At 68.9% G+C, this 13,276-nt stretch carries 12 protein-coding genes and 1 tRNA gene; 4 read left to right on the forward strand and 9 right to left on the reverse strand.

Annotated features, from left to right (window positions below):
* Positions 1–43 precede the first annotated feature (43 nt).
* The 5 genes from QM699_RS18215 to QM699_RS18235 all read right to left on the reverse strand — a co-directional run bounded on the left by QM699_RS18215 (position 44) and on the right by QM699_RS18235 (position 4,951).
* Entirely contained in the window at positions 44–1,999 is a 1,956-nt protein-coding gene (locus QM699_RS18215) for a PQQ-binding-like beta-propeller repeat protein (RefSeq protein WP_415012423.1), read from the reverse strand.
* Between the two features lie 11 nt (positions 2,000–2,010).
* Entirely contained in the window at positions 2,011–2,367 is a 357-nt protein-coding gene (locus QM699_RS18220) for a hypothetical protein (RefSeq protein WP_415012424.1), read from the reverse strand.
* 94 nt (positions 2,368–2,461) lie between these two features.
* Positions 2,462–3,901, reverse strand: a complete 1,440-nt coding sequence (locus QM699_RS18225; RefSeq protein WP_415012425.1) for an ArnT family glycosyltransferase — start codon at positions 3,899–3,901, stop codon at positions 2,462–2,464.
* On the reverse strand, positions 3,879–4,181 hold the full coding sequence (locus QM699_RS18230) for a lipid-A-disaccharide synthase N-terminal domain-containing protein (RefSeq protein ID WP_415012426.1): 303 nt from the start codon (positions 4,179–4,181) through the stop codon (positions 3,879–3,881). Before QM699_RS18230 ends, QM699_RS18225 begins: the two co-directional genes overlap by 23 nt.
* Positions 4,181–4,951 (reverse strand): glycosyltransferase family 2 protein, encoded by a 771-nt coding sequence (locus QM699_RS18235; protein ID WP_415012427.1) that lies wholly within the window; start codon positions 4,949–4,951, stop codon positions 4,181–4,183. The genes QM699_RS18230 and QM699_RS18235 overlap by 1 nt, the downstream gene beginning before the upstream one ends.
* A gap of 189 nt (positions 4,952–5,140) precedes the next feature.
* Between QM699_RS18235 and QM699_RS18240 the strand changes: the two genes are divergently transcribed.
* Together QM699_RS18240 and QM699_RS18245 are read left to right on the forward strand one after the other, a co-directional pair.
* Positions 5,141–6,259, forward strand: coding sequence for an ISAs1 family transposase (locus tag QM699_RS18240; RefSeq protein ID WP_415010499.1), 1,119 nt, complete (start codon positions 5,141–5,143; stop codon positions 6,257–6,259).
* Positions 6,260–6,332: 73 nt separating this feature from the next.
* Complete coding sequence (locus QM699_RS18245) at positions 6,333–6,671, forward strand: zinc ribbon domain-containing protein YjdM (protein WP_415012428.1); 339 nt, start codon at positions 6,333–6,335, stop codon at positions 6,669–6,671.
* Between the two features lie 705 nt (positions 6,672–7,376).
* Here the strand turns inward: QM699_RS18245 and QM699_RS18250 are convergent.
* The 4 genes from QM699_RS18250 to QM699_RS18265 form a co-directional block, all read right to left on the reverse strand.
* Positions 7,377–7,453: transfer RNA gene (locus tag QM699_RS18250), tRNA-Pro, on the reverse strand.
* Positions 7,454–7,621: 168 nt separating this feature from the next.
* Positions 7,622–8,575: a DMT family transporter gene (locus tag QM699_RS18255; protein WP_415012805.1), complete on the reverse strand. Its 954-nt coding sequence runs from the start codon at positions 8,573–8,575 to the stop codon at positions 7,622–7,624.
* 18 nt (positions 8,576–8,593) lie between these two features.
* Positions 8,594–9,694: a 3-isopropylmalate dehydrogenase gene (gene leuB, locus QM699_RS18260; RefSeq protein ID WP_415012429.1), complete on the reverse strand. Its 1,101-nt coding sequence runs from the start codon at positions 9,692–9,694 to the stop codon at positions 8,594–8,596.
* 134 nt (positions 9,695–9,828) lie between these two features.
* Positions 9,829–10,941: an endonuclease/exonuclease/phosphatase family protein gene (locus QM699_RS18265; RefSeq protein WP_415012430.1), complete on the reverse strand. Its 1,113-nt coding sequence runs from the start codon at positions 10,939–10,941 to the stop codon at positions 9,829–9,831.
* A 116-nt stretch (positions 10,942–11,057) separates the two neighbouring features.
* Here QM699_RS18265 and QM699_RS18270 point away from each other — a divergent pair, with 116 nt between their 5' ends.
* Both QM699_RS18270 and QM699_RS18275 read left to right on the forward strand, forming a co-directional pair.
* Positions 11,058–11,513 (forward strand): PACE efflux transporter, encoded by a 456-nt coding sequence (locus QM699_RS18270; protein WP_415012431.1) that lies wholly within the window; start codon positions 11,058–11,060, stop codon positions 11,511–11,513.
* Positions 11,514–11,613: 100 nt separating this feature from the next.
* Complete coding sequence (locus QM699_RS18275) at positions 11,614–13,104, forward strand: AMP nucleosidase (RefSeq protein ID WP_415012432.1); 1,491 nt, start codon at positions 11,614–11,616, stop codon at positions 13,102–13,104.
* Positions 13,105–13,276 lie beyond the last annotated feature (172 nt).

The raw sequence follows: 13,276 nt of genomic DNA on the forward strand, positions 1-13,276 counted from the left end.
GTTCTGACGCCACTGGAAGCCGTCGCCCCCGTTCCGCCCCGCGTCAGCGCGCCGGCAGGGCGAAGGCGACCACCTGATCCGCGACCTTGTCCGACAGGATCGAGTTGCCGCCGGCGACAAACACCACGTACTGCCGCCCGTTGTAGGTATAGACCGCCGGCAGGGCCACGGCCGGCGCGTCGACCGGCGCCTTCCAGAGCACCTTGCCGGTGGCGAGGTCGAGCGCGCGGACGCGGCTGTCCATCGACGCGCCGATGAAGACGAGGCCGCTCGCGGTGATGACCGGCCCGCCGATCGTCACCGATCCCCACGACTCGGGCATGTAGAAGCCCCACTTCTGCACCTGTCCGAACGGTTCGTTCCAGAGCCGCTTGCCGGTCTTCAGGTCGTAGGCCGCGATGGTGCCGTAGGGCGGCTTCCAGCAGGGCATCCCGATCGGGTTCAGGAACGTCGAGAGCTGCAACCCGTAGGGCGTGCCGGTCATCGGCGAGAATCCCCCGGTCTCGCCGCCGCGCGCGGCCGCGTCGTCGTACTGGTCGCGGGGAATGAGGCGGTAGATCTGCACGGCACTCGACGAGTTCACCACGTAGATGCCGCTGCGCGGATCGACCGCCCCGCCGCCCCATTCGGTGCCGCCCACGGTCGCGGGATACGTGAGCGAGCCCTTGAGGCTCGGCGGCGTGAACGACCCGTCGTCGCGCAGCCCCGCCGCCGTGCGCGTGCAGAAGCCGCCGCTGACCAGATCGGCGAGGCCGAAGACGCCGGGCCAGCGATCCGGGATCACCCGCTCCGGCAGCGGCACGTAGGGCTGGGTCGGCGACGACACCTCGCCCGGCACGTCGGTATGCGGGGCGGCGCGCTCCTCGATCGGATAGAGCGGCTCGCCGGTCTCGCGGTTCAGCACGTAGAGAAAGCCGGTCTTCGAGGTCTGCACCAGCGCCGGCACGCTCGCGCCGTCCTTCTGCAGGTCGACGAGCGTCGGCGCGGCGTTGGTGTCGAGATCCCACAGGTCATGGTGGACGAGCTGCCGGGTCCAGACCATCCGGCCGGTCTCGGTGTCGAGCGCCGTGACCGACGTCACCACCGGCAGATCGGCCGGCACCGCCGCCTGGTAGAAGTTCGGGCTCGGCGACGACACGGGGATGTAGAGCAGGTGCCGATCCGGGTCGATCGACATCGACGCCCAGACGTTCGCCGTGCCGGTCTTTTCCCGGACCTCGGCGGGCAGGGTGTCGAAGCGCCATTTCATTGCGCCGGTCCGCGCGTCGAGGGCGTAGACCGCGCCCGGCGAATCCACCGCCTCGGCCCAGTCCTTGCCGGCCCAGCCGACGAACAGCGTGTCGCCGAACACCGTCGGCGGTTGCAGCAGCGACAGCGGCCACTTCGCGTCCGAGGTGTTGAAGGCGTTGAAGTCGAGCACGCCGCCGCTGCCGAAGTCGGCGCAGGGCTTGCCGGTGTCGGCGTCGACCGCGTGAAGCTTTGCGTCCATCGTGCCGATGTAGACCCGCTTCTGGCAGGCCACGCCGCTTGCGGGCACTGCCGCCGCCCAGTAGGCGACGCCGCGGTTCTTCAGGTCCGGCTGGGTCAGGGCCGCGAGGGTGGCGTGGGTGTCGTAGGTCCACTTGACGTGCCCGGTGTCGGGCTCGACCGCGAAGATGCGGTAGAACGGGGTTCCGACGTAGACCGTATCGTTGACGAAAAGCGGCGTGGCCGACCAGACCGAGGGCGGCGGCACGTCCTCGTCGCCGGCGGGCCCGTGCACCCGCCCGTGCGGCCGGTGCACCCCGTCCGAGACGTCGCCGGTGTGCAGGCTCCAGGCTTCCGTGAGGGTGCCGACGTTCTCCGGCGTGATCTCGTCGAGCGGCGAGAACTTCTGCGCCATCAGGTCGCCGTTGAAGGTCTGCCAGGTCGGATCCGCGGCACGGGCGTCAAGCGGGGCGAGCAGCGACAGGGCGGCGAGGGTGGTGGTGGCGAGGACGAGGCGGGGGCAGGTCTGCATCTGGAACCTCCTCAGGCGGTCGGGCGGCGGGAGACGAGCCGGACGATCCAGCCGACGAGGCAGACACCCATCAGCGTGACGAGCAGCGGGCTCTCGATCAGCCGTCCGGTGAACGCCGTGCCGAAGATGCCGACGAGCGTCCCGAGCATCAGGAAGGCGACGAGCCACGGGTTGCGCGCGGATCCGGCGAGCACGAGACCCGCAAGGAACAGCGCCAGCGTCGCGGCCACCGCCAGCAGCGCGGCGGGCGTCCAGGCGATGGCGCTGGTCGGGGCGAACAGCCCGGTCGGCGCGACGAGGTTCCAGAGCGAGAGCGCGAGCGCCAGCCCGGCCCCGAGTGCGATCAGAAGCCCGCCGTCGTGTCGCATCCCTCGCCCTTTCGCCAGCCCGCCCGAGCGCAACGCGCGGGCGTCGAGATCGCTGCGCTCGCGGGCGGCTGGTGCGGCAAGATACCGCGGGTCTTCAGCCGTCCGGAAACCAGCAGTTGCGCGGCACCCGGAACGCCGCAAAGTCGATTGTGGCATAGCCCTGCGTCGGCCGCCAGTGCGCGACCTCGACGCCGGGCGTCCCCCCCGGGCGGCAGGCCGGCGGCTCGCCGCGGCTGACATAGAGCACCTCGCCCGGACCGGGCGGCAGCGGGTGCTTCTGCGCGTAGTGGTGCGGCGGAAAGCCGTCGACGGGCTCGGCATAGATCGCGAGGCCGGAGTCGCGCAGGGTGTAGAACAGATCGGCCAGGATCGCGCGGTTGTCGCTCACCACCACGCCGAGCCCCTGCGCCTGCGCCACGGCGTGCACCTGCCGGCTCACCGCGGCCTGTCCGACGTAGCGGTGCAGCACGAGGGTGCCGTCGACCTTCCAGCTGTCGGCGACGAGCGTGGCGAGCGGCAGGGCGAGGCAGACGGCGACGTTGAGGGCAAACCCCGTGGCGAGCCAGCGCGGCCGGGTCTCGAGCACCGCCGCGGCGAGGACGAGTGCGGCGAGATGCGCGGTGGCGGCCCAGTTGGCATTCGCCCCCGAGATCGTCGCCTGAACCGAGACGAGGGCGAGGATCGGCAGCGACATCGCGGCAAGGTAGCGCGTGCGCTCGTCGCGCAGCCGCGCCAGCCCGGCGAGGTAGGCCGTGAAGAACACTGGTCCCGCCACGCCGAACTGGCCGCCAAGAAAGGCCGCGAGCCCGGCGAGGTCGAGGCCGCCGTCGCGCCAGTCGGCGTTGTCGGCGGTATGATGCAGCGTCGCCAGCTGGTTCGACATGTTCCAGGCGATGTTCGGCGCCACGATCAGCAGTGCCACCAGCGCCGCCACCCCGGCGTCGCGGAGCGCGATGCGGGCCCGGGGCGCGACCAGCGCCGCGATGGCGGCGGCGATCGGGAAGTAGATCATCGCGTACTTCGCAAGCAGCCCGATCCCGACCGCCGCGCCGAGCGCGATCGCCCAGCCGAGCGAGCGGCGCTCGCCGAGGGCGATCTGCGCCCTGAGCGCCACGGCAAACGCGAGCAGCAGCGGCGTGTCGGTCGAGAGCAGCAGGCTGCCGAGCGCCACCGCGGGCAGCGTTGCAAAGCCGGCGCCAGCGATGCCGCCGACCCGCGGGCCGAAGAGCCGTCGCGCGACGAAGGCCAGGGTGACGGCGGTGGCGGCGTGCATCAGCGGAAAGGGCAGGCGGATCCAGAAGGGCGCGTCGGAGCCGATCGTGGTCGAGGCGCGGATGATCCAGGCGATCAGCGGCGGCTTGGAGTAGTAACCCCAGGCGAGTTCCTGCCCCCAGAACCAGTACTGCGCATCGTCGACGAACAGGTCGGCCCGGTCGAACGGCAGCAGCGCCACGCGCCAGAGCGTAATGGCGGCAATGGCGATCAGGCCGAGCGCAAACGCGCGCGTCGGGTCAGCCGGCCTGCGTGTGGGCATGAATCAGCCACAGGTTCCGCATGTAGACCACCAGGCCCATGCCCTGTCCGAGCATGAACACCGGGTCCCGCCGATAGATCGCATAGGTCAGCAGCACGACACCGCCCGCGAGCGAGAAGTACCAGAACGCGACCGGCATCACCGACTGCTTCGCGCGCTCCGACATGATCCACTGGATCAGGAAGCGCATCGAGAACAGCGCCTGGCCGACGAAGCCGACCACCACCCACCAGAATTCCCCCCAGTGGTCGACGCGAAAGATCTCGAACAGCGTCTGCATCATGCCTCGCCGTCGAGCGGTGCCAGCTCCATCGGTCGCGCCTTGCGCTGCCGCCGGATCAGCCACATGACACCGAGCAGATCCCAGACACCGGCAACCGCGCGCCCGAGGTTGGCATAGTTCGACCGGCCGGCATGGCGGGCGGCGTGCGCCACGTCGACGTGGATCGTGCGCCAGCCGTCGCGGGCGACCAGCGCCGGCAGATAGCGGTGCATGTGGTCGAAGTAGGGCAGGGCGAGGAACACCGCCCGGGGCATCAGCTTCAGGCCGCAGCCGGTGTCGCGCGTGCCGTCATGGAGCAGCCACTGGCGGATCGCGTTGGCCCAGCGCGAGGCGACACGCTTCGACGCGCTGTCCTGCCGCCCGACCCGCTGCCCGGCGATGAGGCCGACGCCGGCGGGAAAGCTCGTGCCCTCGAGCCGGGCGACCAGCTTGCGGATTTCCATCGGCGGGTTCTGCCCGTCGCCGTCGAGGGTGCAGATCACCCGGCCGCGGGCAAAGCCGACGCCGCTCGCGATCGCCGCCGACTGTCCGGCGCTGCTTCGGTGCTGCACGAGGCGCAGCATCGGCAGCTCCTGGCGCAGCGCCAGCACCCGGTGCGCGGTGTCGTCGATCGAGCCGTCGTCGACGAAGACGATCTCGAAGGGCGCGAGGTCGACACAGGCCGCGGCGATGCCCTCGGCGACGAAGACCACGTTCTCCGCCTCGTTCCTGAGCGGCACCACCACGGAGAGCCAGGGTGCGACCGATCCGTCCAAGCTCGACGCCATCTGCCCCCCCGCATCTCTACTTCGGCCATGCCGACCGCGACAGGTTTGTCCGTCGCCGGGGTAAACCGGGGACGGACAGCGGTCAAGCGACTGGCCCGCCGCGCCAGGGGGATCGCTTGAACGGGAGGGGGATTCCGGTCCGGGATTTGCTGTGATTCATTGGGGGGCCTCGAAGCAGCGGGGCAATCCATGTCGGGCAAGGCGTTTATCGACCATTTTTCTGCACTGGAGGACCCGCGGCAGGCTTGGAAGGTGGTCTACCCGTTGCCCGAGATCCTGCTCGTCGTGCTCTGCGCGACGCTCGGCGGGGCGGAGGACTTCGTCGAAGTGGCGCGCTGGGGCCAGAGGAAGCTCGACTTCCTGCGCCGGCTGTTGCCGTACGAGCGGGGCATCGCCTCGCATGACACCCTGAACGACGTGATGAACGCGCTGCCGGCGCCGCTCTTCGCCGAGTGCTTCACGGCTTGGGTGGAGAGCCTGCGCGAGCAGGCACCCGACATCGTGGCGATCGACGGCAAGACCTCGCGGCGGAGCCGCGCGAAGGGGAGCGATCCCCTGCACCTCGTCTCGGCCTGGGCGAGCCGGCAGCGGCTGGTGCTCGGGCAGGAGGCCGTGTCGGAGAAGTCGAACGAGATCAATGCGATCCCTCAGCTCCTCGCGCGGCTCGAGCTCGATGGGGCCCTCGTCACCATCGACGCCATGGGCTGCCAGACCGAGATCGCCAGGGCAATCCGCGGCAAGGGCGCCGACTACCTCCTCGCGCTCAAGGACAACTGGCCGGCACTTGCCGAGGAGGTGCGGCGCTACTTCGACACTGCGCCCGCCGACAGCCTCGCCAGCCACGAGACCACCGACGGCGACCATGGTCGCATCGAGGTCCGCCGCGCCTTCGTCAGCCACGACGTTGGCTGGCTCGCCTCCGACCGGCGCTTCCCCGGCGAGTGGCGCTTCCCGGACCTCGCCATGATCGGCATGGTCGAGGCCGAGGTCGAGCGCGATGCCAGAACCAGCCTCGCCCGCCGCTACTATCTTTCCTCCGCCCCCCTCACCGCCCCGGCCTTCGCCGCCGCCGTCCGCGCCCATTGGGGCATCGAGAACCGGCTCCACTGGGTGATGGACGTCGTCTTCCACGACGACCTCATGCGGCTCAGGACCGGCAGCGGGCCCGCCAACATGGCCACCATCCGCCACGCCGCTCTCAACATCGTCAAGGAGATACCCGACAAGGCCAGCCTCAAGGTCCGACGAAAGACCCTCGGATGGGACGACCAATACCTACTCGCCGCCCTCAAGCCCTCCCCCCAATGACCTTCGAGCGATCCCCCTGCCGCCGCGCGACAAGCCCTGTCGCAGGCGTTGCCTCCCGGCTATATCGGGGCGCATGACCGAGACCCTGCCCCCATGCCCCGAATGTCGCTCCACCTATGTCTATGAGGCGGATTCCCTGCTCGTCTGTCCCGAGTGCGGCCACGAATGGGCCCCCGGAGCCGCGTCCGCGGGCGCCGAGGTGCGCGACAGCGTGGGCAACCTCCTCGCCGACGGCGACACGGTGACGGTCATCAAGGACCTGAAACTCAAGGGCTCGTCCGGCGTCGTCAAGGTCGGCACCAAGGTCCAGAAGATCCGTCTCGTCGACGGCGACCACGACATCGACTGCCGAATCCCCGGAATCGGCCAGATCGGGCTGAAGTCGCAGTTCGTGAAGAAGGTCGTGGACTGAGGCAGGCGCTCGACACTAGCCAGGGAGCAGAAGCTTAAGCCCAGGCTCTCTAAACTACTGATTCCGCCAAAAACGGCATCATAAAATCCATTGACCACGCGGCTAAACGCATCCACTAAAGAATAGTTAGATTATAATTGCGGACAATGATAGACATCATTAAGGTTATCCACATCGTTCGTCAAGATATTCACCTTCCTTGAGCTACATTTTAATTTCTATAGAGAGGGGGGATACGATTATCACCAGAAAAACACATACCGACGCGCACGCAATAGCACCGATTTTTGACATTCTGAAGGGTGGAGGCAGCGTATAAACCATCTTTACCGTTAAAATCCAATGAATATACTTACAGATATATTATATACTACGTCAACCCATCTCGGATAGATATGTATCGGCGTAGTTGCGCAAAATGTGAGAGTCGCCATTATGACTATTGAGACGAAAAATCTTTGATCTGCCATGCGAGAATTCACAGAATCTCGCTCCCCCCCAATAAGCTGGCCTCGACTCTACGGCAGTTCCATGGTGAGCGGCAAACGGTGAATGCACCCGTGAGTTGTCTCTCGCGGCGGCATTTCGACGCTACAGGGCAGTCGCGGCACTCACGGAGCGATCAATCGGGAATCCGCGGACCCCGGCGCCATTGGCGCAGGCTCGCGCCCACTCGGCACGGGAAGGATGACCCTGTGATTTGAATGGTCGGAGTGAGAGGATTCGAACCTCCGACCCCCTGCTCCCGAAGCAGGTGCGCTACCAGGCTGCGCTACACTCCGACTGGCGCGTCTCTTAATGCGGTTGCCGGGGGAGCGCAACGGTCATCGCACAGGTTGGCGGCTGTCCGGCCGGATTCCGGTCAATCGAGATTGTCGAACAACAATGCGCCTGCAATCAAGGACATGCCGGCCAATTCGCTGGAGAAACCCAATGGTTTCACCCCGCGGTCAGTCATCGTCCCCCCGGCGCAGCAGCCGGCGCAGCAGGCTGATCCGCGGATAGATCCCCGACACGTACCGGCTTTCCGTCCGCAGGACCGGGCGCTTGCTCGACCGGCTGTCCTCGCGGAACACCACGTAGATGCCGCTCACGATGATGATCGCCGCGCCGAGCGCCGTCGCCCAGTCCGGCGTCTCGCCGAAGAACAGCGCGCCGTAGACCACCGCCCAGAGGATCTGCGAGTACTGCATCGGCGCCACCACCACCGCGCGGCCGGTGCGATAGGCGGCGATCTGGCACAGCGCCGCCATGAACCCGAGCAGCGCCATCAGCGCGACGCCCCCGAGGTGCAGCCCCGGCATCGGGCGATAGACGAACGGCAGGACGCAGCCCATCACCAGGATGTTCGCCACCATCGGATAGAGCAGCAGCACCGCGCTGCGCTCCTCCGAGCCGATCTTGCGCACCACCACCGCGGCGACTGACGAGCAGACCGCCGCGGCCAGTGCCGCGGCATGTCCGGCCGTCAGCTCGGTCGCCCCCGGCCGCAGCACCACGAGCACCCCGAGCAGCCCGACCATCACCGCGATCGACCGATGCAGCCCGACGGTCTCGCCGAGGATCGGCACCGCGAGGATGGTGATGAGCAGCGGCGCCGCGAAGATCAGCGCATAGGTCTGGGCCAGCGGCAGCACCGAGAAGGCGTAGAACGCCGAGCTGGTGCTCACCATCGCCGCCCCGGTGCGCAGCAGCGTCCACCACGGGTGCCGGGGCCGCAGGTTCCCCTGCATTTTGTCCCGGATCAGCATCAGCGTGACGATCGGAAAGCCGAAGAGCGTGGAGAAGAACACGATCTGGAACGGCGCGTAGACCTCGCCGAGAAACTTCACCACCACGTCGTGCGTGGAGTAGATGCCGAAGGCGGCGAGGGCGAACAGCGCCCCCCGGGCATTCGAGTTCAGGGGCATCCCTGTGCCTGTTCAGTCTCCGAGCGCCGCGACGATGGCATCGCCCATTTCCGAGGTCGATACCGGCTTGCCGCCGCCCGGGCCGATCAGGTCGGCGGTGCGCAGGCCGTCGGCGAGCACCCGCTCCACCGCCGCTTCGAGCCGGTCGGCGTCGGCGCCGGCGTCGAAGGAATAGCGCAGCGCCATGGCGAAGGAGAGGATGCAGGCGATCGGGTTGGCCCTGCCCTGCCCGGCGATGTCCGGCGCCGAGCCGTGGACGGGCTCGTAGAGCGCGCGGCGCCGGCCGGTCTTCGGGTCCGGCGCGCCGAGCGAGGCGGAGGGCAGCATCCCGAGCGAGCCGGTGAGCATCGCGGCCACGTCCGACAGCATGTCGCCGAAGAGGTTGTCGGTGACGATCACGTCGAACTGCTTCGGAGCGCGGACGAGCTGCATCCCGCCGGCGTCGGCCAGCATGTGGGTGAGCGCCACGTCGGGGAAGCGGGCGTGGGTGGCCGTGACCACCTCGTTCCAGAGGACGCCCGACTTCATCACGTTGCGCTTTTCCATCGAGCAGACGCGGCGGTCGCGGACCCGGGCCATCTCGAAGGCGACGGCCGAGATCCGCTCGATCTCGAAGGTGTCGTAGACCTGGGTGTCGATCGCCCGCTTCTGGCCGTTGCCGAGGTCGGTGATCGTCTTCGGCTCGCCGAAGTAGACCCCGCCGGTCAGCTCGCGGACGATGAGGATGTCGAGCCCCTCGACCAGCTCGCGCTTCAGCGACGAGAAATCCGCAAGCGCGTCGAAGCACTTCGCCGGGCGCAGGTTGGCGAACAGCTCCAGATCCTTGCGCAGGCGCAGCAGCCCGGCCTCGGGGCGCACGTCGTAGGGCACCTTGTCCCACTTCGGCCCGCCGACGGCGGCGAGCAGCACCGCGTCCGCCGCTTGAGCCTTCTCCATCGCCGCGTCGCTGATCGCGGCGCCGTGGGCATCGTAGGCACAGCCGCCGACCAGATCCTCGTCGATCTCGAACGGCCGGCCATGGGCACCGAACCAGCCGATCACCTTGCGGACCTCGGCCATCACTTCCGGGCCGATGCCGTCGCCGGGCAGGATGAGAAGGGTCGGGGTGGCCATGGCAAACCTCGGGGGCAGGGGGGAGAGACGGCCCCGCGGTATCCCCTCGCCCGGCGGCGGTCAAGCCGGCCGCTCATCGCCGGGAAGCGGGTCAACAGGGGTTCGGCAGGGCAGGCGGTCGGGCGCTGGCCAGGTCAGGGCAGGGACAGGTCCACCCAGACCAGCCGATGCGGCGAGGCGGCCGCCACGGCCTCGGCCAGCGGCGCGCCCGGGGCGGGCCAGAACACGCCGGCCCCGGCTACGGCCAGATCCGAGGACGGCAGCACGTAGTCCACCCGCAGGTTGCCGGGCCCGGCCTCGTCCCAGTCGGCGGTGTCGAGTTCCGGCGCGCCGGCGTGGCCCGGGCTCGCCGCTGCCCGGCCGCCGTCGCTCGTCGGCCGCGGATCCTGCAGCCGGGGGCTGGCGATGAGGCCGGCGATCCCGTCGCGCAGCCCCGCGCCGTCCGCCGGGTCGGCGTTGAGGTTGCCGAGCACCACGAAGTCCCGCGCCGGTGCGCTGGCGGGCTGCCCGCCGTCGTCGGGGAAGACGGCCCCGCCGAGCCAGGCGGTCCAGAAACCGATCTCGTCGTGGTTGCGCCGCCGGTTGAAGCCTTCCGCGCCATCGAACAGCGGCGGCGTCGGGGCCGAGGCGAGCAGGTGCAGCGTCCCGCCACCCGGCAGCGTCACCGGCACGTCCCAGTGCGACCGGGACGAGAGCCGCAGCTCCGCGGCCGACGCGGCATCGGGATACGGCGTGCCGTCCGCCCGGGTCGGCAGCAGGGCGCCCGGCAGATCGTGCCAGCGCAGCAGGCGGAAGGTGTGCGCGGCCGCAGCGTCGATCGGCAGGCGCGACAGGAGCGCCATGCCGCCGTTGCCGGGAAAGCGCCCCCAGCCCCAGCCGTCCGCCCAGTCGGTGCGCTTGCCGTTGCCGTCGAGGTCAAAGCCCGACGGCTCGCCCGCGTTCACCGCCGCGCGGAAGCGGTGCGGATAGGCGATGCCGTCCGGGCCCGCCGCAAGCATCGTTGCGAGCGCGGCGAGCGCCATCCCCTGATGGTCGTCGTCGACGCCCGAGAGCAGGACGACATCCGGCCGCACCGACTGCAGCACGGCGGCGACCGCGGCGATCTGTGGCGACGGCGGCTTGGCCAGCTCGCCCAGCAGCACACCCGCCCCGCCCCGCGCCAGCCCGACGTCCCAGGCGGCGACGCGCAGCGTCCCGGCCGCGGCGGGGCCGGCGAGACAGGCGAGGAGGACCAGCGTGCGCAGCATGGGGCGCAGGCTCGGGCGCCGGCGTTGACGGGAGGTTAACGACACGTGTCGCGGCGCGCCGGGCTGGCGCGTCGCGACAGGGGCGGCTAGGCAGGCGTCTCGCAACAGGAGGGCCGTTGCCGAACGGCGGCCGGATCGGGATGCAGGGCTGGAAGCGGCGGGCGGTCTATGTCGTCGCCTACGAGACAATCGCCATCGTCGTGACCGCGGTCGGGGTTGCCGCGCTCTACCGCGTGGGACCGATGCACGCCGGCGGCTTGTCGGTGCTGTCCTCGGCGATCGCGATGGCGTGGAACCTCGTCTACAACATGGCCTTCGAGGCATGGGAGGCCCGCCGTGCCGTCGCGGGTCGGACGTTCCGCTGGCGCGTCGCCCATGCGGTCGGTTTCGAGGGCGGCCTCGCGCTCATCCTCGTGCCGGTCGTCGCCTGGTGGATGGAGATCGGGATTGCCGAGGCCCTGGTCCTCGACCTCGGGCTCCTCGCATTCTTTCTCGTCTATACCTTCGCGTTCAATCTCGCATTCGACCGGATCTTTGGTCTGCCGGCGTCGGCAGCCGGAAAGCCGTCGTGAAAGTTTCGGTTGAACCGGCGGCGAGGCCGGCGGATGGTCGCGCCATGGTTGACGACCCCCGGGCGCCCGCCGCCCGCCCCTTGCTCAAGTTCCGAGGCCCATGCATCACCGCGAACCGCTGACGGAGCTGCCGCTCGTCGTCCCGCAGAGCCAGCCCGACACGCTCTATACCGATGCCGCCGCGGCGGTGGGCGATCTGCAGCGGCGCTATGCCGCCGCCACCGGCTTCCTGCGGGAAAGTTTTGCGCGGGTCATGTCGGGCGCGCGGCCCGAAGGGCACTATCGCGCGTTCTACCCGAACGTCAGCCTGACCACCGCGAGCTTTGCCAAGGTCGACTCACGCCTGTCGTTCGGCCATGTGACCGAGCCCGGGGTCTATGAGGCGACGATCACCCGGCCGGACCTGTTCAAGGGCTACCTGACGCAGCAGATCGGCCTGTTGATCCAGAACCACGGGATGCCGATCCGGGTCGGCACCTCCGACACGCCGATCCCGCTGCACTTCGCGATGGGCGAGTTCGCCCATGTCGAGGGCTCGATCGAGGACACGCTGCACCGGCCGCTGCGCGACCTGTTCGACGTGCCGGACCTCAACAACACCGACGACCACATCGTCAACGGCTTCGCCCGGCCGAATGCGGCCGGTGCGCGGCCGCTCGCGCCGTTCACCGCGCAGCGCATCGACTACAGCCTGGCCCGGCTGGCGCACTACACCTCGACCAGCGTCGCGCACTTCCAGAACCACGTCCTTTTCACCAACTACCAGTTCTACATGGACGAGTTCGTGGAATACGCGCTGGCGGCCATTGCCGATCCGGACTCCGGCTACACCGCCTTCGTCGAGCCGGGAAATGCCGTCATCACCCGCGAGGGCCGCACCGATGCACCGACCGCGCGGCTGCCGCAGATGCCGGCGTTCCACCTGATCGGGCCGAACCACTCCGGCATCACCATGATCAACATCGGCGTCGGCCCGTCGAACGCCAAGACGATCACCGACCACATCGCCGTCCTGCGCCCGCATGTCTGGCTGATGGTCGGCCATTGCGCCGGCCTGCGCAACTCGCAGTCGCTCGGGGACTACGTGCTCGCCCACGCCTACATGCGCGAGGACCATGTGCTCGACGACGACCTGCCGGTCTGGGTGCCGATCCCGGCTCTGGCCGAGGTGCAGGTGGCGCTGGAGAACGCCGTCGCCGAGGTGACGGGGCTCGAAGGCTACGAGCTGAAGAAGGTGATGCGCACCGGCACGGTCGCGACGATCGACAACCGCAACTGGGAGCTGGTCGACCAGTCCGGCCCGGTGGCGCGCCTGTCGCAGGCCCGGGCCATCGCACTCGACATGGAAAGCGCGACGATCGCGGCGAACGGCTTCCGCTTCCGGGTGCCCTACGGCACGCTGCTCTGCGTCTCGGACAAGCCGCTGCACGGCGAGCTGAAGCTGCCCGGCATGGCCACCGCGTTCTACAAGCGACAGGTTGCGCAGCACCTGCGCATCGGCATTCGGGCTGTCGAATCGCTCCGCGACATGCCCCTGGAAAAGCTCCACTCGCGAAAGTTGCGCAGCTTTGACGAGACGGCGTTCCTCTAGTTGGGACGCGCCAATTCCTTGAGCAAATTTGCAAAATGCAACCTAAGATTGAGCATTTATTGATGAATCGTTCGGGGGGCCTTCGATCCCCGGTTGAGTTTCCGGGACGCCGGTGCGTAAGTTCGCCCCCGTCGGCGCCAGGGCCGACCACAACCACAAACAACAGGAATCG

Source organism: Amaricoccus sp. (assembly GCF_047602525.1).
Lineage (GTDB): Bacteria > Pseudomonadota > Alphaproteobacteria > Rhodobacterales > Rhodobacteraceae > Amaricoccus.

Coding starts and splice junctions, on each gene's coding strand:
- QM699_RS18215 (WP_415012423.1), bottom strand. CDS start 1,999: ATGCAGACCTGCCCCCGCCTCGTCCTCGCCACCACCACCCTCGCCGCC.
- QM699_RS18220 (WP_415012424.1), bottom strand. CDS start 2,367: ATGCGACACGACGGCGGGCTTCTGATCGCACTCGGGGCCGGGCTGGCG.
- QM699_RS18225 (WP_415012425.1), bottom strand. CDS start 3,901: ATGCCCACACGCAGGCCGGCTGACCCGACGCGCGCGTTTGCGCTCGGC.
- QM699_RS18230 (WP_415012426.1), bottom strand. CDS start 4,181: ATGCAGACGCTGTTCGAGATCTTTCGCGTCGACCACTGGGGGGAATTC.
- QM699_RS18235 (WP_415012427.1), bottom strand. CDS start 4,951: ATGGCGTCGAGCTTGGACGGATCGGTCGCACCCTGGCTCTCCGTGGTG.
- QM699_RS18240 (WP_415010499.1), top strand. CDS start 5,141: ATGTCGGGCAAGGCGTTTATCGACCATTTTTCTGCACTGGAGGACCCG.
- QM699_RS18245 (WP_415012428.1), top strand. CDS start 6,333: ATGACCGAGACCCTGCCCCCATGCCCCGAATGTCGCTCCACCTATGTC.
- leuB (WP_415012429.1), bottom strand. CDS start 9,694: ATGGCCACCCCGACCCTTCTCATCCTGCCCGGCGACGGCATCGGCCCG.
- QM699_RS18265 (WP_415012430.1), bottom strand. CDS start 10,941: ATGCTGCGCACGCTGGTCCTCCTCGCCTGTCTCGCCGGCCCCGCCGCG.
- QM699_RS18275 (WP_415012432.1), top strand. CDS start 11,614: ATGCATCACCGCGAACCGCTGACGGAGCTGCCGCTCGTCGTCCCGCAG.